This window comes from Modicisalibacter luteus DSM 23508 (genome assembly GCF_000378505.1).
Taxonomy (GTDB): domain Bacteria; phylum Pseudomonadota; class Gammaproteobacteria; order Pseudomonadales; family Halomonadaceae; genus Modicisalibacter; species Modicisalibacter luteus.
In genome coordinates this window covers 25,973-42,988 of sequence record NZ_KB899992.1, presented here as the reverse complement: position 1 = coordinate 42,988, position 17,016 = coordinate 25,973, and the positions used below count along the sequence as shown (strand labels likewise).

At 60.3% G+C, this 17,016-nt stretch carries 16 protein-coding genes; 2 read left to right on the top strand and 14 right to left on the bottom strand.

Annotated features, from left to right (window positions below; translation table 11 throughout):
- Positions 1–128: 128 nt before the first annotated feature.
- On the bottom strand, positions 129–2,042 hold the full coding sequence (locus F568_RS0106795; protein ID WP_156817372.1) for a putative bifunctional diguanylate cyclase/phosphodiesterase: 1,914 nt from the start codon (positions 2,040–2,042) through the stop codon (positions 129–131).
- Positions 2,043–2,421: 379 nt separating this feature from the next.
- Here F568_RS0106795 and F568_RS0106790 point away from each other — a divergent pair, with 379 nt between their 5' ends.
- The gene (locus tag F568_RS0106790; protein WP_026300375.1) at positions 2,422–3,210 is read left to right on the top strand and encodes a 2OG-Fe dioxygenase family protein; all 789 of its coding nucleotides are present in this window, start codon (positions 2,422–2,424) and stop codon (positions 3,208–3,210) included.
- Positions 3,211–3,271: 61 nt separating this feature from the next.
- On the opposite strand, the gene dkgB is transcribed toward F568_RS0106790, so the two are convergent.
- Positions 3,272–4,087: a 2,5-didehydrogluconate reductase DkgB gene (gene dkgB, locus F568_RS0106785; protein ID WP_019017962.1), complete on the bottom strand. Its 816-nt coding sequence runs from the start codon at positions 4,085–4,087 to the stop codon at positions 3,272–3,274.
- A 145-nt stretch (positions 4,088–4,232) separates the two neighbouring features.
- On the opposite strand from dkgB, the gene F568_RS0106780 reads away from it, so the two are divergent.
- On the top strand, positions 4,233–5,396 hold the full coding sequence (locus F568_RS0106780; protein WP_083932991.1) for an NAD(P)/FAD-dependent oxidoreductase: 1,164 nt from the start codon (positions 4,233–4,235) through the stop codon (positions 5,394–5,396).
- A 64-nt stretch (positions 5,397–5,460) separates the two neighbouring features.
- Here the strand turns inward: F568_RS0106780 and F568_RS0106775 are convergent, their stop codons facing one another.
- The 12 genes from F568_RS0106775 to truA all read right to left on the bottom strand — a co-directional run bounded on the left by F568_RS0106775 (position 5,461) and on the right by truA (position 16,966).
- Positions 5,461–6,045, bottom strand: coding sequence for a YceI family protein (locus tag F568_RS0106775; RefSeq protein WP_019017960.1), 585 nt, complete (start codon positions 6,043–6,045; stop codon positions 5,461–5,463).
- Positions 6,045–6,665, bottom strand: a complete 621-nt coding sequence (locus F568_RS22400; RefSeq protein ID WP_019017959.1) for a cytochrome b — start codon at positions 6,663–6,665, stop codon at positions 6,045–6,047. The genes F568_RS0106775 and F568_RS22400 overlap by 1 nt, the downstream gene beginning before the upstream one ends.
- A 206-nt stretch (positions 6,666–6,871) precedes the next feature.
- Positions 6,872–8,074 carry an O-succinylhomoserine sulfhydrylase gene (locus F568_RS0106765; RefSeq protein WP_019017958.1) on the bottom strand — a complete coding sequence of 401 codons (1,203 nt, stop codon included), beginning with the start codon at positions 8,072–8,074 and terminating at the stop codon, positions 6,872–6,874.
- 52 nt (positions 8,075–8,126) lie between these two features.
- On the bottom strand, positions 8,127–9,644 hold the full coding sequence (gene purF / locus F568_RS0106760) for an amidophosphoribosyltransferase (protein ID WP_019017957.1): 1,518 nt from the start codon (positions 9,642–9,644) through the stop codon (positions 8,127–8,129).
- 60 nt (positions 9,645–9,704) lie between these two features.
- Positions 9,705–10,268 (bottom strand): CvpA family protein, encoded by a 564-nt coding sequence (locus F568_RS0106755; protein ID WP_019017956.1) that lies wholly within the window; start codon positions 10,266–10,268, stop codon positions 9,705–9,707.
- Positions 10,265–10,927, bottom strand: coding sequence for an SPOR domain-containing protein (locus F568_RS0106750; RefSeq protein WP_019017955.1), 663 nt, complete (start codon positions 10,925–10,927; stop codon positions 10,265–10,267). Before F568_RS0106750 ends, F568_RS0106755 begins: the two co-directional genes overlap by 4 nt.
- Positions 10,924–12,249: a bifunctional tetrahydrofolate synthase/dihydrofolate synthase gene (folC, locus tag F568_RS0106745; RefSeq protein ID WP_019017954.1), complete on the bottom strand. Its 1,326-nt coding sequence runs from the start codon at positions 12,247–12,249 to the stop codon at positions 10,924–10,926. Before folC ends, F568_RS0106750 begins: the two co-directional genes overlap by 4 nt.
- On the bottom strand, positions 12,250–13,203 hold the full coding sequence (gene accD, locus F568_RS0106740) for an acetyl-CoA carboxylase, carboxyltransferase subunit beta (protein ID WP_019017953.1): 954 nt from the start codon (positions 13,201–13,203) through the stop codon (positions 12,250–12,252).
- Between the two features lie 81 nt (positions 13,204–13,284).
- A complete protein-coding gene (gene trpA / locus F568_RS0106735; RefSeq protein ID WP_019017952.1) occupies positions 13,285–14,088 on the bottom strand; it encodes a tryptophan synthase subunit alpha in 804 nt (267 codons plus the stop codon).
- Positions 14,089–14,098: 10 nt separating this feature from the next.
- Positions 14,099–15,313 carry a tryptophan synthase subunit beta gene (trpB, locus tag F568_RS0106730; RefSeq protein ID WP_019017951.1) on the bottom strand — a complete coding sequence of 405 codons (1,215 nt, stop codon included), beginning with the start codon at positions 15,311–15,313 and terminating at the stop codon, positions 14,099–14,101.
- A gap of 28 nt (positions 15,314–15,341) precedes the next feature.
- On the bottom strand, positions 15,342–15,977 hold the full coding sequence (locus tag F568_RS0106725; RefSeq protein WP_019017950.1) for a phosphoribosylanthranilate isomerase: 636 nt from the start codon (positions 15,975–15,977) through the stop codon (positions 15,342–15,344).
- Entirely contained in the window at positions 15,974–16,966 is a 993-nt protein-coding gene (gene truA, locus F568_RS22395; protein ID WP_019017949.1) for a tRNA pseudouridine(38-40) synthase TruA, read from the bottom strand. Before truA ends, F568_RS0106725 begins: the two co-directional genes overlap by 4 nt.
- Positions 16,967–17,016 lie beyond the last annotated feature (50 nt).

The following is a 17,016-nucleotide window of genomic DNA, read 5'->3' as shown; positions in this document are numbered from 1 at the left end:
TACCTGGTCAGGCTCGAGATGAATCGTGACCACCCTGCCGCGCCTGACGGCTGAACAGGTCGCTTTGCAGCGCGTCGGGCCTGGGCCATGCCGTTAGACGCTACGCTGATGTACCGTAAGCTCGCCGACTACCTGCCGGCATCCACATGGCTCCTGAGCAGGCCAGCAACCTCGTCTGCTGCCATAGGCTTGAAGAAATGGTAGCCCTGTACCAGGTCGCAGCCTATCTCCCTGACCAGCTCGAGCTGCGCCCGGTTCTCCACGCCCTCGGCAACGACTTCCAGCCCCAATCGGTGGCCAATGAAGACGGTGGCCTCCATGATCGCCCGGTCACTGGGATCCGTGGGGGCATCGCGCACGAAAGTACTATCGATTTTTATCGACGTGATCGGAAAAGTCTTCAGATAGCTCAAGGAGGAGTAGCCGGTACCGAAGTCGTCGATAGCAATTTTCATTCCCTCATGGTACAGCCGGCGCAGGTGCTCGAGCACTTTGGAATCAGCCTGAATGAGGACGTTCTCGGTAAGTTCAATGCCAATGTCCCGGGTCGTCAGGTCATGCTCCATCATGCACTCCTCAATGTGCCTGAAGACGCCCAGCTGGGTGATCTGCTTACCTGACAGGTTGATGTCGATGCGTCGCCCACCCAACCCGCGGTCTCTCCATTCGGCCTGCTGCCGGCATACTTCGTGAATGACCCAGTCGCCCAGCCGATGGATAAGATTCGATTGCTCGGCGACTGGAATGAATTCGGCCGGTGAGATCGGGTCTCCCTGACTGGGATACCAGCGCAGCAGGGCTTCGAAGCTCTCGATTCGAGCGTTGTGAGCCGCCACCTGAGGTTGATAATGCAGAACAAACTCATCATTGCGGAGCGCACCGCGCAGACGCTCGGCCAGCCGGTGGCGCCGCAGCAGATCGTCGTGCAACTGCTGACTGAAGAAGCAATAGCCATTGCGTCCGTTCTGCTTGGCGCGGTTCTTGGCCACTTCCGCATTGCGGATCAACTCGTGCGCCGTCCGCCCGTTGCCTGGAAACAGACTCACCCCAACGCTGGCCGTCACATGTACTTCCTGCCCCTCGAGGACAAAAGGGTATTGCACATCTTTTAACAGCTGTTCCACCCGTACCAGGGCATCGCTGTCCAGGCCCAGGCGAGGGAAGGCCATGACAAACTCGTCGCTGCCAAAGCGGGACACCAAGGCGGCATTGTGCTGACGATGCTGGAGGCGACGTGCCATCATCCGCAGTAGGGCATCCCCCTTGTCGAAGCCTTGCGCATCGTTGATTTCAGCGAAACGATCGATATCGATGAACACCAGTGCCACATGCTCACCATGGTACCTGCTTGCGGTCAGGCACTCGCTCAGTTCGGCTTCGAAATGCTGTCGGTTTGGCAAATGGGTCAGCGCATCGAAGCGCGTCAGAAACTCCAGGTCGCGTCGTGCCTGCTTTTCCTCGGACAGATCAACATCGACGCAGAACATCAGCGGGTTATCGGTGTGCTCGCCAAGCATGACATGGTGCGAGAAGACGCTCACCGTCGCCCCTGACTTGTGGAGCAATTCAAGCTCGCCGGCCTCAATCTCCAGGCCCTGCTCTACCCAGGCAAGATGTGCGGCAATCATTTCATTACGCATCGCTGCCGGGATGAGCAGATCTTCGAGATGCCGGCCGATCGCCTCATCGCTGCGGTAACCGTAAAGGCGCGCACTGGCCTCGTTCCAATAGATGACCTTACGCTGGCTATCGTAACCCTGCACGGCAACCTTGGGCAGGCTCTCGAGAAGATAGCGAAAGCGCTGCTCGCTCTCGCTGTAGCGTTGCTGAGCTTGGCGGAGGTCCTGAATTGCAGCCAAGTCGGTATTTCGTGCCAGTCGATACGCGACAGCCAGGATAGCCAGCGAAGCGACGAGCGCCAGTTCACGCGCCCAGGCGACACCAACACCTGGCCACAGCAACAGGCCCAGGCACAACAGCGCCACGCCAAGCAAACCCAGCGTCAACCACGGAGACTGCCCGAAGTGACGTCCTTTCCTCATGCGCTGGCCCTGCCTGGCAGTCTTGTTACAGGACTCCTCAGCACGTCGAGCATGGCGCCAGCCAGCTTTTCGTATGCTATACCTGAAGCCTGCACCATCCGAGTCATCCATACGCTGCACCCCTGGTCAGTCCAACGCCTGATTGTTTCTCGCCAGGTTGCCTTACCCATTTCCTGTGCCTTTCAACTCACAGCACGAGAGACGACCTTGATCGAGGCGCTAGGCAAATGAGCAAGATTTCCTTATTCGCCATGAATAAAAATAACGCCATGAATAATCATGACGCCTGATTGTTTCATATATCAATAAACCTTCATCTATACCACGTCTGCAAACCCAAGCGGTACCCGGAAAGATACCGCAGGACGAGGATCACAACATGGCGCTCGACAACTTGGCAGTAACGGCAAAACCTATCTTCGACGTTAACCGGGGGTATTGGAATTCCGGTGTCAGGGACGATATCCAACAACAACATTGGAGCCGGACCCATATCGGTGATCGCATCGATATTGCGGCCTGGAGAGCGTTTCTTCCTCGGGTTCCCCGCGACCCCTATGTCAATGCACGCTGGAAGCGCATGAGCTGGTTACATCTTAACGACACGGGTCATGTCGAACCCCTCGGCACGTGTCCCATGGCGCAGGGAGGTCGCTTCAACGACGCGCAGAGCATGGCCGACAAACTACGCTGGTATTCACCGCTGGAATCGACCCTTGTCGAACGCAGCGATTTCAAGGCTTTCGTCCGTGCCTGGGCACACCTGTGGGGGATCGGCACGCGGGAACCGATTCTCGTTCAGATCAGCGGCATCCGAGGCTGGGCCGCCCAGGACCCGCTGCAGGGCCAGGGCATCCATGCCGATGGCTGCAAATATCTGAGCATCCTGGTGCTGAACCGCGAGAATATCAGTGGCGGAACGAACCATGTTTATCGAGACAAGCAAGGCACCCAGCCGCTCGCCGCTTGCGAGATGTCACCCGGCGAGATTCTGCATCTGCGTGACGACAAGGTATTCCACGGTGCCGATACGTTGAGCCCTGCTACGCCCGGGGTCCCCTTCGAACGTTTCATCGTGATCATAAACAGCTGCTTCACCGATGGCTTTCAGAACCGCATGCTGCGCCGCCATTTTCCACAGGCGATACTCAACCCCATCTTCGACTGATAGCCCCAGCGAGGCCGCCCAATAACGAGCAGCCTCGCAAGTTCTGATGCTGGTTGGCCGTCTAGGCATCCCATTCCGGCGCAAAATCGGGGTTGGCGATCCGTTCGCCAGCGTCGAGCTTGTCAATACGCTGGATCTCGTCGGCACTCAGTTCGATGTTTAGCGCCTTGAGGTTGGCTTCCTGGTGACTCGGCTTGGTGGAAGAGGGAATGACCACGATATCACGCGACGCCACCCAGGCCAGCGCGACCTGGGCCGGCGTAGCATCATGATCGGCGGCGATCTCCTTGAGAACGGGCTCGTCCATGACCTTCCCAACGGCCAGTGGCATGTAGCCTGTCACTACCATCCCTTGCCTCTGGCAGTGATCCACGACACGGCGATTGGCCAGAAAAGGGTGCACCTCGACTTGATTGGTCACGATCTGGTCGCCTCCAGGGGCTGCCAACGCCTCATCGATCTGTGCGACAGTGAAGTTCGATACCCCGATACGCGTGGCCAGTCCCCTGCCCCTCGCCTCGTTCAAGGCCCCGATATACTCCGCAATGGGTACCTCGTCATTAGGCGAAGGCCAATGAATCAAGGCCAGATCGACCTGCTCGACGCCGAGCTTGCGATTGCTCTCCTCGAGCGAGGCAATCAGGTCATCGTGCCGTAGGCGGTCCCACCACACCTTGGTAGTGATGAATATTTCATCGCGCGGAATACCGCTCTCGCGAATGGCTCTTCCTACGTCTTCTTCGTTGCCATACATCTGGGCAGTATCGATGAGACGATAGCCCAGTTTCAGCGCCGACGTTACCGAGTCGAACGCCTCCTGGCCCTTCAGGCGAAAGGTTCCCAATCCCAAACTCGGCAAAATATCGGTACGCGCCATGTTCAAAGCTCCTTGAGTTGCTTGCTGTAGGCGTGCCGCCCCTCCGGCCGGAGTCTCCGCTCTTCGGGTCGGCAAGCACCTTGGCCCATATCGTTTCAGCATAGTCGCGACAGACGCGAGAGGTCGGTCGCGAGAAGTCAGCCCCATGCTAGACTATCGAACCGCTGTCAACGTAACCGTAAGGATGGCCTATATCGTCAATCTCGTACTGGTCGGCGCCGGCCATAGTCACCTGCATGTCGCCGCCAATGCCGACGTTCTGAAAGAGGCAGGCGCCAATGTCACCCTAATCTCGCCAGGCGACTTTTGGTACTCCGGCATGGCCACCGGCATGCTGGGAGGGGATTATCCTGACAGAGAAGACCGCCTTGATCCCCAGCCTTTGATCGAAGGCGCAGGTGGACGCTTCGTGAAGGACCGAGTCATTGCCATCGACCGTGTCGAGCAATACCTGCAACTGGCTAGCGGCGAACGGCTGCCCTACGATCTGGTATCGCTCAACCTGGGTAGCCGCGTGGACATGCCGCCGATTGCGGGGCTCGAAGAGGCCTCGGGCGTCTGGCAGGCAAAGCCTATCGAGACACTGTGGCAACTGAGGCAGCGGCTGGAGTCCTACCTCGCCGACTCTGCGTCCTTACCTCGACTGGCCATACTCGGCGGCGGCCCCACTGGGGTCGAACTGGCCTGCAACCTGCTCGGGCTCAGCGAACGCTACGGCCGGACATTCGATATCAGCCTTGTCAGCGCCGACAGGCGAGTACTGCCCCAAGCACCGCTGGGCGCCAGTCGCTGGATAACGAGGCGCTTGATACGTCGCGGTCTAAAGCTGGAGCTTCCTGTCAACGCGCTGGCCTACCGACAAGGCAAGCTTCGGCTCGATGACGGAACGCACTTGCCTGTCGACCAAGTCATCGTCGCTACCGGCCTGTCCGCGCCAACACTAATCGGTGAGTTGGGCCTCGAGCATCACCCACACCATGGTCTGGCAATTACCCCTGAGCTGCACACTCCGTACGATGACCGGGTTTTTGCCGTGGGCGATTGTGCCTGGCTAAAGAAATCGCCCTATCCCAAACTGGGTGTCTTTGGTGTACGCCAAGCCCCGGTGCTGCTCAATAACTTGTTGGCACGCCTGCAGGATGCACCGCTCGAGCCATTCCAGCCCCAGCACCATGCACTGTCGATTCTCAACTTGGGCGACGGCCGCGGTCTGGCCATGCGGGGTCGCTTCTGGTGGGCAGGCCGCCTGGCCCTGATCGCCAAGCGCCGCCTTGATCACCGTTTCATGAAGCAGTACCGCCCAGCATAAGGGCCAGCCCCGCCTTCAACGAAAAAGGCGCCCCGAAGGGCGCCTCGTTACGTACTCGGCAGGCTTACTGACGGATGCCTTCGAATACTACGTACAGTTCGAGCTCATGCATGACCGGCGGGAACTTGCTCATATCGATGTCGTAATTCGACAGATCAAGCATGGTGGAGCCCTCGAAGCCTTGGCGGTAATTACCCCAGGGATCTTCACCACCGCCGATATGGGTCACATCCATGGTGATCTCGTTGGTGACACCGTGCAAGGTGAGGTCACCGGTCAGTTTGCCTTGACCGTCACCGGTAGATTCGAAGCCAGTGGACTCGAAGGTCGCCTCGGGATACTGGGAGGCATCGAGGAAATCGCCGCTGAGAATATGCTTGTCACGCTCGGCATGGTTGGTGTTCAGGCTGGAGACGTCGACGGTGAGGTTGGCACTGGAATCGGCTACGTTCTCGGGATCGTAATTGAAGCTACCCGTGAACTCCTCGAAGTCACCCAGGATGTACGAATAGCCCAGATGGCTGATCTTGAACTGGATGAAGGCGTGCTGACCCTCGGTATCGATGACATATTCGGCAGCCTGCGCCTGGGACAGCGATACCATGGCGGATGCGCTCAGGGCAGCAGCAATAGCGGTCTTCTTGAACATCATGGACTCCTTTCTCGGGTTGCAAAGCGGGCATCGGCGTCGCGACGCCGAGTGTTGTCTTGTTTGAACCGATCGTCGGACAAACGAGGATCGACCATCCGGCGCATGACGTCGTTTCGATCGACCAGCATGTGCTTGAAGGAGGCCAGCACATGGCCGACCGCCAAAATGATCAGGGCCCATGCGGCATACCAGTGAATCTCGCCAGCCACCGTTGCTTGATCGGGCAAGCCGGAAACCAGCGCAGGAACGCTGAACCAGCCGAAAACTTCGACCCCCCGCCCTTCTGCCGTGGAAATCATATAACCACTAATCAGAACGACGAAAAGCACGAGGTAGATAAGAATATGGCCCAGGTAGGCGGCCACGCGTTCGATGCGTGTTCCGTTCAATTCGGGCGTGGGCTGAACGAGACGCCACACGACTCTGAAAATGGTCAGCCCCAGCAGTAATATACCCACGGACTTGTGCCACCACGGGGCCCGCTGATACCAGGCATCATAATAATCGAGTCCGGTCATCCACCAGCCCAGCGCGAACAACCCGATGACCGTGCCAGCACTCAACCAGTGTATGGCGATGCTGGTCAGTCCCCACCCACGGGTCGAGTTGCGCCACATGTCCGCTCTCCTTGTCCGACATTACCGTGGTGCCTTGTCGAATCACCACGATGGAATGGCGCCAGCATAAAGACACAGCGGGTGCAGCGCATCCTGCAAACGAGAAATACATTCTTTACTGAAATGATTCAATCGAAGGCAAAGTGATTGCCCAATGCTTCACGCCCTTTCGATACAGAAGACTCGTTCCAGTCGTCCCGGTGCGCTCAAAGCCGGTCGAGCCCGCGGGCCAAGTCTGCCTTGAGATCGTCAATATCCTCCAGGCCCACCGCCACGCGTATCAGTCCCTCGCGAATTCCGGCGGCGGCTTTCTGCTCGTCGTTGAGACGCCCGTGGGTCGTCGTCCCTGGATGAGTGATCGTAGTCTTGACGTCGCCCAGGTTGCCGGTGATGGACAACAGCCGAGTGGCATCGATGACCGACCAGGCGCCTTCTCGACCGCCTTTGACCTCGATACCCAGCACCGCACCGAACCCCCGCTGCTGGCGCTTGGCCAAGGCATGCTGAGGATGGCTTTCGAGACCACTGTAGTGGACGCGCTCCACTGCCGGGTGCGCCTCCAGCCACTGCGCCAATTGAAGGGCGTTTTCGCAGTGCGCCTTCATGCGAATCCCCAACGTCTCAAGGCCCTTGAGGAATACCCAGGCATTGAACGGACTCATGCAGGGGCCACAGGTGCGCACCACACCGAACAGCTCCTCAAGCTCCTTGTCGCGCCCGACCACGGCACCACCGATGGCCCGACCTTGTCCATCGAGATATTTGGTCGCCGAGTGGATGACCAGATCAGCGCCTAGATCCAGCGGACGCTGCAAGGCCGGCGTCAAGAAGCAGTTGTCTATGGCCAGCCAAGCACCGTGGCGCTTGGCAAGGGCTGCTAACTGCTCAATATCCACCACTTCGGACAACGGGTTGGATGGCGTCTCGGCAAATAATAGCTTGGTCTTCGGGGTCATGGCCGCTTCCCAAGCACCTAGGTTACCCAGCTCCACATAGCGCGTGGTAATGCCGAACTTGCCCAGATACTTGCTGAACAGGCTGACCGTCGAGCCGAACAACGAGCGCGAAGCAACGATCTCGTCGCCGGCTTCCAACAGGGCCAATGCCGTGGACAGAATGGCGGCCATGCCCGAGCTTGTCGCCACGCAGCGCTCACCACCTTCCAACGCTGCCAGACGCTTTTCGAAAATGCGCACGGTGGGGTTAGTGAAACGGGAATAGATATTGCCCGGTTCTTCGCCACCGAACTTGCGTGCTGCCTCGGCGGCGCTGCCGTAGACGAAACTTGACGTGGTGAAGATGGGTTCGCCGTGTTCCTGCTCGGCGGTTCGCTCATGGCCGGCGCGGACGGCCAGCGTATCCAATGCCAGCCCGGCGAGCGGGTCTGCGGAAAAGTCGTCGTGCTGCATGCCTCGCTCCCTAACAGAACGGTGGTCCGTCATGACGGACCACCGATGTTACCTAGTCATAATCCTCGACATCGTTATGCAGGTCGACCACGGAATGCGCCGTGTTGGCAGTATCCTTGACCGCATCGCTGCGCGCTGCCTCGAGCGCGTTGAGGTAATTGTCATCGATGTCGCCGGTAATGTACTCGCCATCGAATACCGAGCAATCGAAGCGCTCGAGCTTCGGATTGACTTCGCGGCAGGCGGCCTTGAGGTCTTCCAGATCCTGATAAAAGATCCGATCAGCGCCGATCAACTCGCCGACTTCGGCTTCGCTGCGCCCGTGCGCGATCAGCTCCTTGGCGACCGGCATATCGATACCATAGACATTCGGGTAACGAACTGGCGGCGCGGCGGAGGCAAAATAGACCTTGTTGGCCCCGGCCTCGCGAGCCATCTGGATGATCTGCTTGCAGGTGGTACCGCGTACGATGGAGTCGTCGACCAGCAGCACGTTCTTGCCGGCAAACTCGATGTCGATGGCATTGAGCTTTTGGCGCACCGACTTCTTGCGCTGGGTCTGTCCGGGCATGATGAACGTGCGACCGATATAGCGGTTCTTCATGAACCCTTCCCGGAAGGTCACGCCAAGATGCTGGGCCAGCTCCAGCGCCGAAGTCCGCGAGGTATCCGGGATGGGAATAACCACGTCGATGTCATGTTCGGGCCATTCGCGCAGTATACGGTCGCCAAGCTTGCGGCCCATCTGCATACGGGTGCCGTAGACATAAGCACCATCCAGAAGGGAGTCCGGGCGCGCCAGGTAAACATGCTCGAAGATGCAGGGCGCCAGTACCGGCCGATCGGCACATTGCTGGGTATGGATCTCGCCGCGCATGTCGACGAAGATCGCCTCGCCCGGCGCTAGATCTCGAGTCAGTTCAAAGCCACCGACGTCCAATGCGACCGACTCGGAGGCGATCATCACATCCTGGCCTTCTTCGGTATCGCGCGTACCGAAAACCACCGGACGAATACCGTGGGGATCGCGGAATGCGACCATACCGAAGCCATTGATCATGACCACGGCGGCATAACCACCCCGGCAGCGTCGATGCACGCGACGTACGGCATCGAAAATGTCCTCGGGGGTCAGGTGATGCCCCTGCTTACCCAGTTCGTGGGCGAAGACATTGAGCAGCACCTCGGAATCCGAACGCGTATTGATGTGTCTCAGGTCACTGGAATACAGCTCCTGCTTCAGCTGGTCGGAGTTCGTCAGGTTGCCGTTATGGGCCAGGGCAAGCCCATAGGGTGAATTGACATAGAACGGCTGCGATTCAGCCTCGCTGGACGAACCCGCCGTGGGATAGCGCACATGTCCAATGCCCAGGTTGCCCTTCAGGCGCGTCATGTGGCGCGTATGGAACACATCGCGCACCAGTCCGTTGCTCTTGCGCAGCAGGAAGCGTCCCTCGTGCCAGGTCATCATACCGGCGGCATCCTGCCCCCGATGCTGAAGCACCGTCAGCGCATCATAGAGCGCCTGGTTGACCGGCTGATTGGCCATGAGACCTACGATACCGCACATTACGCCTTACCTCGCTTGCGATGGTACTGGCACCAAGACTGGCTCGATGCATTGAATAACTCAGGGGGTACTGCTTTTCCCGCCTTCGACGGGAATTTCGACTGGCAGGGAGAGTGAACGTAGCTTCTCTGCCGTTTCGGGATCACGTTGTTCCCAATCGGCAATTTGACTGAGCGTCCATTCGCGCAGGCCTTCAAAACTCGGACGTAGTTGCGCCTGTTGCCAAGCTTGCAGGTGTACGAGTGGGGTTAACGTGATGATCACCGTAGCCAGAACCAGAATGGCGCCACCGCGGAGTATGCCGAAACCGGCCCCGGCGAGCCGGTTGAAGAAGCCCATGCCCACCCACTCGATGGCGGCATGCATCATCCGAATCACGATGCCGCACAGCATGACGACAACGAAGATCACCAAGATAAAGGCCAGAACCAGCCTGATATCAGGATGCTCGATGTAACCCTCGAGCATGTCCGCCATCGGCTGGGCGAAGACCCGCGATGCCAGCAGCGCCACGATCCAGGCGCCCAGGCCCAGCGCCTCGCGCACCAAGCCCCGCATGAAGCCTGCCATCATCGACATGGCCAGGACTGCCAGAAACGCCCAGTCCAGCCAGGTCAGCGTCATTCGTCCTCCTTCATGCGCACGAGCAACCCTTGGATATTGGCCTTCTCCTTGAGTTCCGTACGCGCCTGTTCGCCGGCTTCCGAACTGGCAAACGGACCGACATAAACAGTGGTCAGATTGTTGCTGCGTGGCTGACGGAAGGCATTGAAGCCCTGCTCATCGAGCTTGGACTCCAGCCGCTGGGCGTTATCGGGCTCCCCAAAACTGCCGACCTGAACCGCCCATTCTCCGCTACTGGCGGTATCGGACGACGCTTGGGTCTCTGACTCACCCTGGCGCTGCTCGGACTGCCGCGCCAGGTCGGCGATCGGATCGGAGCGCGTGGAAGGATTGGCCACTGGCTGCTCTGTGGGCTTTGCCGGTGCAGCAGGCTCGGCGTCGGGCGCTGCTGGCGGAGGCGGGGTCGGCTTGGGTTGGGTATTCGCCTGCTGTGTCTCGTTATTCGAGGTGCTGGGCATCTGTATCTGACCCAGGCTCGACGGTCGTTCCGGCTCGGCCACAGGCACACGCTCGACCTCGATCGGCTGTTGAATGGTCAGCACCGGCTCGGGTTGTTCCTCACGCGACGGCGGCTCGTCAAACAACATGGGAATAAAGATGACGCCCAACGCGACGAGGATTACCGCCCCACTGATACGTTCGCGCATTCCGTATTTCATGTCTTCCTCCTCGCGGTGGATGCCGGTTCGTGCGCTGCATCCACCCTACGCATACTGAACCACTCAAGAACCCCGGCGACCGTAAAGAAGGAACCACAGACCAAGGCTTCGTCTTCTTCGTCAAGCACCTGCATCAGCCACTCGGCGCCGGCCGCCGGAGACGGTGCCTGATGCAGTACCGCCTGGCCATGGCTTTCGAGCAAGACGGCCAACTCGGATGCGCTACGTGCCCTCTCGCCCTCGAGACTGACAGCGACCCAGCCATCTACCTGGGGTGACAGTGCCGCCACGACACCGGTAGCGTCCTTGTCGCCCAACATGCCAAGCAAGCCGATGCGGCGTGCCGGGGGTACACGCTGAGCGAGACGCGAGGCCAGGTAATGGGCGGCATGAGGATTATGCGCAACATCCAGACACCACTTCCCCAGCCACTGCATTCGCCCAGGCAATTGCACGTCGGCGAAGCCTCGCCGACAGGCCTCGTTATCGAGTGTTACATCAGCCAGGTAAAGGGCCTGCAGGGCGCTGGCCGCATTGTCGCGTGGCAGTTGCGGGTCGGGCAGTCGCATTAGGGTCGTAGGATTGCCATGCCCATCTCTACCCTCCCAGGCCCAACTGCCCTCCACTCCCGTTTCGTCGCTGTGACGGAAATCCTCACCCAGTCCGTGTATGCCGGCACCCACGGCCAGCGCCACCTGCCGCACGCTGGACGGCAACCGCTCACTACCCAGCACCACCGGGCGCATGCGGCGCATGATACCGGCCTTCTCTCGACCAATCTGTTCGAGATCTGTTCCAAGGAACGCTGCATGATCCTGGGCAATGGTGGTAATCACCGCCACATCGGGATCGATGACATTAACAGCATCGAGCCGTCCGCCGAGCCCCACCTCGAGAATGGCCAGTTCAGGACGCCGTTGGGCAATGGCCCAGAAAGCCGCCAAAGTCCCGGCCTCAAAGTAAGTCAGGCTGACCGGCTCAGGGGCGAGGCGCGCCGCTTCGACACGCTCGAACCCATCCACTAGAAGACGATCCTCGGCCTCGACGCCATCAAGGCGCAGCCGCTCGTTGTAGCGCAGTAGATGGGGGGACGTATAAGTTGCCGTGCTTAGCCCGTGGGCACGCCCCAGCGACTCGAGCATGGCCACCGTCGACCCCTTGCCATTGGTGCCAGCCACGGTAATTATCCGTTTGGCGATCGGCGAATCGAGCAGGCCCATACGGCACGCGACCTCGGCCACACGCTCCAGACCGAGGTCGATGCTTACGGGGTGCTGGCGCTCGAGCCGCGTCAGCCAATCTTTGAGGGATGCATCGCTCATTCAGCGTTGTTCGTAATCGCGCAGCTCATCGTCGACAGCAACCTCGTCGGTCACTTCGTCAGGCGACGCCTCGGGCTTTGCATCCGGCGCGGCTTCCGGTGCCCAGCGGGTCAGCTTACGTAATACGCCACCCACACGTTCGCGCATCTCGCTGCGGTGAACGATCATGTCCACGGTACCGTGCTCTAGCAGGAACTCACTACGCTGGAAGCCTTCGGGCAATTTCTCGCGCACGGTCTGTTCGATGACACGCGGCCCCGCGAAACCGATCAGCGCATTGGGCTCGGCGACATTGAGATCCCCAAGCATCGCCAGCGATGCCGAGACACCGCCGAAAACCGGATCGGTAAGCACCGAAATGTAGGGGATGCCGGCCTGCTTCAAACGTTCTAGTGCCGCCGAGGTCTTGGCCATCTGCATCAGCGAGAACAGCGCTTCCTGCATACGCGCCCCTCCAGAGGCGGCGAAGCAGATCAGCGGAATGCCCTCCTCCAGGGCCAGACTGGCAGCACGTACGAACTTCTCGCCAACCACGGCGCCCATGGAACCGCCCATGAACGTGAACTCGAACGCCACGGCCACCACGGGCATACCATCTAGCGTACCGCGCATGGCGATCAACGCATCATTCTCGTCGGTTTCTTTCTGGGCCGAGGTCAGACGATCCTTGTACTTCTTCGTATCGCGGAACTTGAGCCGGTCGACCGGTTGCAGCTCGGCAGCGATCTCTTCGCGTCCTTCGGAGTCAAGAAACCAGTCGAGACGCTTACGCGCTGTCAGCCGCAGGTGATGGTCGCACTTGGGACAAACGTTGTGGTGCTTTTCCAGCTCGGGAAGATAGAGCACCGCGTCGCATTTCGGACACTTGCGCCACAGGCCGTCGGGGATGCTGGTACGACGATCCTGGCGCTGGGTGCGGCCCATGGACGGGACGATCTTGTCTAGCCAGCTCATGGTCAGAGGATTTCCGTTCTGCTGCTGTCAGGAATTCCGAGGCGGCGCGCCTCGGGAGAATGTTCTAGGTGGCAAGCATCGTCAGGCATCGAGCGCCTGACGCATCTCGCCGAGTACCTCTTTGAGTTCTTCGGCAACACTGTCGGGCCGTTCACAACCCTCCGCAATACGCGATACCAGCGCACTGCCGACGATAACGCCATCGGCTACCTTACCGACGGCAGCGGCCGAGGCGCCGTCGCGAATACCGAAGCCTACACAGAGCGGCAGTCCGGTCAGCTTGCGCAGCACGTCGAGCTGCCGATCGACGGCTTCAACGTCCAGAGTCGCCGCGCCAGTCACGCCCTTGAGCGAGACGTAGTACAGGTACCCTTCTCCATGGGCACATATTGTAGCGGCCCGCGCCTCGGAAGTGGTAGGGGCGACAAGGAAGATCGACTGCAGGCGATGCTCCTTGAACAGCGGCGCGATTTCGTCGGCCTCCTCTGGGGGCATGTCGACGACGAGCACGCCATCCACGCCCGATTCCGCGGCCTGCTCGGCAAAGGCTTGGTAGCCAAGGCGCTCGATGGGATTGAGATACCCCATCAATACCACCGGGGTCTCGCTATCCTGACGACGAAACTCACGCACCATGCCAAAGATATGCGACAGCCGGGTGTTGTACTTGAGTGCTCGCTCACAGGCCTTCTGGATCACAGGCCCATCGGCCATGGGGTCCGAAAAAGGAATGCCCAGCTCGATAATGTCGGCGCCAGCTTCGACCAGGGCATGCATGTAAGTCACGGTATAGTCCGGAGACGGGTCGCCGGCCGTGATGTAGGGAATCAGTGCGGTACGGCCCTGCTCCTTGAGGGCGGCGAAGCGTTGGTCAATGCGATTCATTCTTGCCACCTCAGAAATTAACGCCGTCGATCTTGGCCACGGTCAGAATATCCTTGTCGCCCCGACCGGAAAGGTTGACGACGATGTGCTGGTCCGGCCGCATGGTCGGGGCCAGGACCTTGGCATGTGCCAGGGCATGCGCGGACTCAAGCGCCGGCATGATGCCTTCCATACGCGTCAGCTCACGGAATGCCTCAAGCACCTTGTCGTCGTTTGCGGCCACATACTGCACACGCCCGACATCCTTCCATAGCGCGTGCTCCGGCCCGACACCGGGGTAATCGAGCCCAGCAGAGATGGAATGGGTATCGGCGATCTGTCCGCCCTCATCGGACATCAGATAGGTGCGGTTTCCATGCAGCACGCCGCGCGGCGCATTGGCGGTCAGCGGCGCTGCATGGCGACCGGTCTCGACGCCGTCACCGCCGGCCTCGACGCCGTACATCAAAACATCATCGTCCTCGACGAAGGGATAGAACAGCCCCATGGCGTTGGAGCCGCCGCCCACGCAGGCGATCAATGCGTCGGGCAGACGTCCGATCTGCTCCAGCGACTGACGCCGCGCCTCACGGCCGACCACGGCGTTAAAGTCGCGAACCAGCATCGGGTACGGATGCGGCCCGGCGACGGTGCCGATGATGTAAAAGGTGTCATCAACATTGGTCACCCAGTCTCGCAGGGCTTCGTTCATGGCATCCTTGAGTGTGCGCGAGCCGGACTCCACCGGGATGACATTGGCCCCCAGCAGATGCATGCGATAGACGTTGAGCTTCTGTCGTTCAACGTCTTCGGCACCCATGTAAATGTCGCACTTCAACCCCAGTCGGGCTGCAACCGTGGCCGTGGCGACACCGTGCTGGCCGGCGCCGGTCTCGGCGATGACCCGCGGCTTGCCGCCTTTTTTGGCCAGTAGAGCCTGGCCAATAGTGTTATTCACCTTGTGGGCGCCAGTATGGTTGAGGTCTTCGCGCTTGAGCCATATCTGCGCGCCACCGAGATGACTGGACCATCGTTCAGCGTGATACAGCGGAGACGGGCGGCCGACGTAATGGGCCAGGTCATAATCGAATTCCGCCTGGAAGTCCGGGTCGTCACGAAGACTTTGATAGGTCTTCTCCAGCTCTTCCAGCGCGAAGCTCAGGGTCTCCGAAACGAACCGGCCGCCGTAGGGGCCGAAATGGCCGCGACTGTCGGGCAAGCGGGTCAGGTCGCTGAACTTGGTCACGAAAGACACCTCATCGGGTCACTGGGGCTCAATCTTGAGCGAGGAATACTTGGCGCACGAAGGCATGAATCTTGTCGGGGTCCTTGATCCCCTTGGCCTGCTCGATCCCCCCCGAGACGTCGACGGCAAAGGGACGAACCGTGCGGATGGCCTCGCCGACGTTGGATGCGTCGAGACCTCCCGCGAGGATAACAGGTTTTGTCAGGCTTGCGGGGATTCGCGACCAGTCGAAAGTCTCTCCGGTGCCTCCCGGCACCCCCGGCTTGTAGGCGTCAAGCAAGAGTCCCTTCGCACCGGCATAATCGCTCGCCGCCGCCTCGAGATCGATGTCGCCGCGCATGCGCAGGGCCTTCACCCAAGGGCGCGTCGCCCGCCCACACTCGGCAGGCGTCTCATCGCCATGGAACTGCACCACATCGAGGTGAGCCTCGCAGGCACGCACGAAGGCTGGATCCTGATCGACGAACAGGCCAACACGCGTGACGAAGGCCGGCACACGAGCGGACAGCGCTGCCAAGCGTTCCAGGTCGAGCACCCGTGGGCTGCCTGGCCACATCACAAACCCCAGGGCATCGGCTCCGGCAGATACCGCAGCGTCGATATCCTCGGCACGGGTCAGGCCACAAATCTTGACTCGGGTACGAAAGGAGGAAGTTGGGGTCATGCGCGGGCCTCCTGACACGGCGATGGCAACTCATGCTGTACGGCGGATGGGTTCATGTCTTCGCCACTGTCCTGCTCTTGCTCTTGCTCGACCACAGGCTGACCACGGCGATAGCGCACCATGGGGCAATCGGGCAGGGGGCGCTCCCCCGTCCATTCGCCCAGGAAGGCCAGCAGGTTGGGGCCAAGCGGCTCACGCGGCAACCCAAATCGCTCATCATAGAGCGAGTCGACGAAATGCAACCCACACCCCGGCGCGGTGACGTTGGCCAGGGCGCGATCACGCAGCGCGAGGAGCTGTGCCATGTAGTCCGGGCCCTGCTCGCCCTTACCCACCGCGACCAAGGCCCCGGCGATGTTGCGAATCATGTGATGCAGGAAAGCGTTGGCCTGCACGTCGATGACCACTAGCGGGCCATAGCGGTTGACCGTAATGAAGTGCAGGTGGCGTCGCGGCGTCCTGGACTGGCAGCCGGCAGCACGAAAGCTAGAGAAATCATGCTCGCCGACCAGCGCCTGGGCCGCTATATGCATGCGCTCGGCATCGAGCGGCTCGCGGCACCAGGTAGCATTGGCGCGCTCCAGTACCGGGCGGCTGGGCTGATTGAGAATGACGTAGCGATAACGCCGAGCCAGCGCCTTGAACCGGGCGTGAAAATCATCAGCGACGGGCACCAACCAATGTACGGCGATATCGCGAGGCAAGTTGGCGTTGGTACCGAATACCCACGCTTTCTGGGTACGCGCAACTGGCGCGTCGAAATGTGCGATCTGACGCGTAGCATGCACACCGGTATCAGTGCGGCCGCTGCAGAGGACGCGCACCGAGGTAGCAGCCACCTTACCGAGCGCTGCTTCCAGCGAGGCCTGCACTGAAGGGGCATGCTTGAGGCGCTGCCACCCGCAGTAGGCGCTGCCATCATATTCCACGCCAATGGCCAGGCGTCCGGTAAGGCGGGAAGTGTCATCCAGGTGCTCGAACAGGGGCATCGGCTCAATCACAGTCGCAGTCGATGGACCGACACCTTCGCCAAGCTGAC

Bases quoted from the DNA above. Each gene is read 5' to 3' on its own strand.
- dkgB (WP_019017962.1), bottom strand. From the start codon at position 4,087: ATGGCGCGTACCGATATTTTGCCGAGTTTGGGATTGGGAACCTTTCGC.
- F568_RS0106775 (WP_019017960.1), bottom strand. From the start codon at position 6,045: ATGTTCAAGAAGACCGCTATTGCTGCTGCCCTGAGCGCATCCGCCATG.
- F568_RS0106790 (WP_026300375.1), top strand. From the start codon at position 2,422: ATGGCGCTCGACAACTTGGCAGTAACGGCAAAACCTATCTTCGACGTT.
- F568_RS0106755 (WP_019017956.1), bottom strand. From the start codon at position 10,268: ATGACGCTGACCTGGCTGGACTGGGCGTTTCTGGCAGTCCTGGCCATG.
- F568_RS0106780 (WP_083932991.1), top strand. From the start codon at position 4,233: ATGCTAGACTATCGAACCGCTGTCAACGTAACCGTAAGGATGGCCTAT.
- truA (WP_019017949.1), bottom strand. From the start codon at position 16,966: ATGCCCCTGTTCGAGCACCTGGATGACACTTCCCGCCTTACCGGACGC.
- trpA (WP_019017952.1), bottom strand. From the start codon at position 14,088: ATGAATCGCATTGACCAACGCTTCGCCGCCCTCAAGGAGCAGGGCCGT.
- F568_RS0106795 (WP_156817372.1), bottom strand. From the start codon at position 2,042: ATGAGGAAAGGACGTCACTTCGGGCAGTCTCCGTGGTTGACGCTGGGT.
- folC (WP_019017954.1), bottom strand. From the start codon at position 12,249: ATGAGCGATGCATCCCTCAAAGATTGGCTGACGCGGCTCGAGCGCCAG.
- F568_RS22400 (WP_019017959.1), bottom strand. From the start codon at position 6,665: ATGTGGCGCAACTCGACCCGTGGGTGGGGACTGACCAGCATCGCCATA.
- F568_RS0106725 (WP_019017950.1), bottom strand. From the start codon at position 15,977: ATGACCCCAACTTCCTCCTTTCGTACCCGAGTCAAGATTTGTGGCCTG.
- F568_RS0106765 (WP_019017958.1), bottom strand. From the start codon at position 8,074: ATGCAGCACGACGACTTTTCCGCAGACCCGCTCGCCGGGCTGGCATTG.
- accD (WP_019017953.1), bottom strand. From the start codon at position 13,203: ATGAGCTGGCTAGACAAGATCGTCCCGTCCATGGGCCGCACCCAGCGC.
- purF (WP_019017957.1), bottom strand. From the start codon at position 9,644: ATGTGCGGTATCGTAGGTCTCATGGCCAATCAGCCGGTCAACCAGGCG.
- F568_RS0106750 (WP_019017955.1), bottom strand. From the start codon at position 10,927: ATGAAATACGGAATGCGCGAACGTATCAGTGGGGCGGTAATCCTCGTC.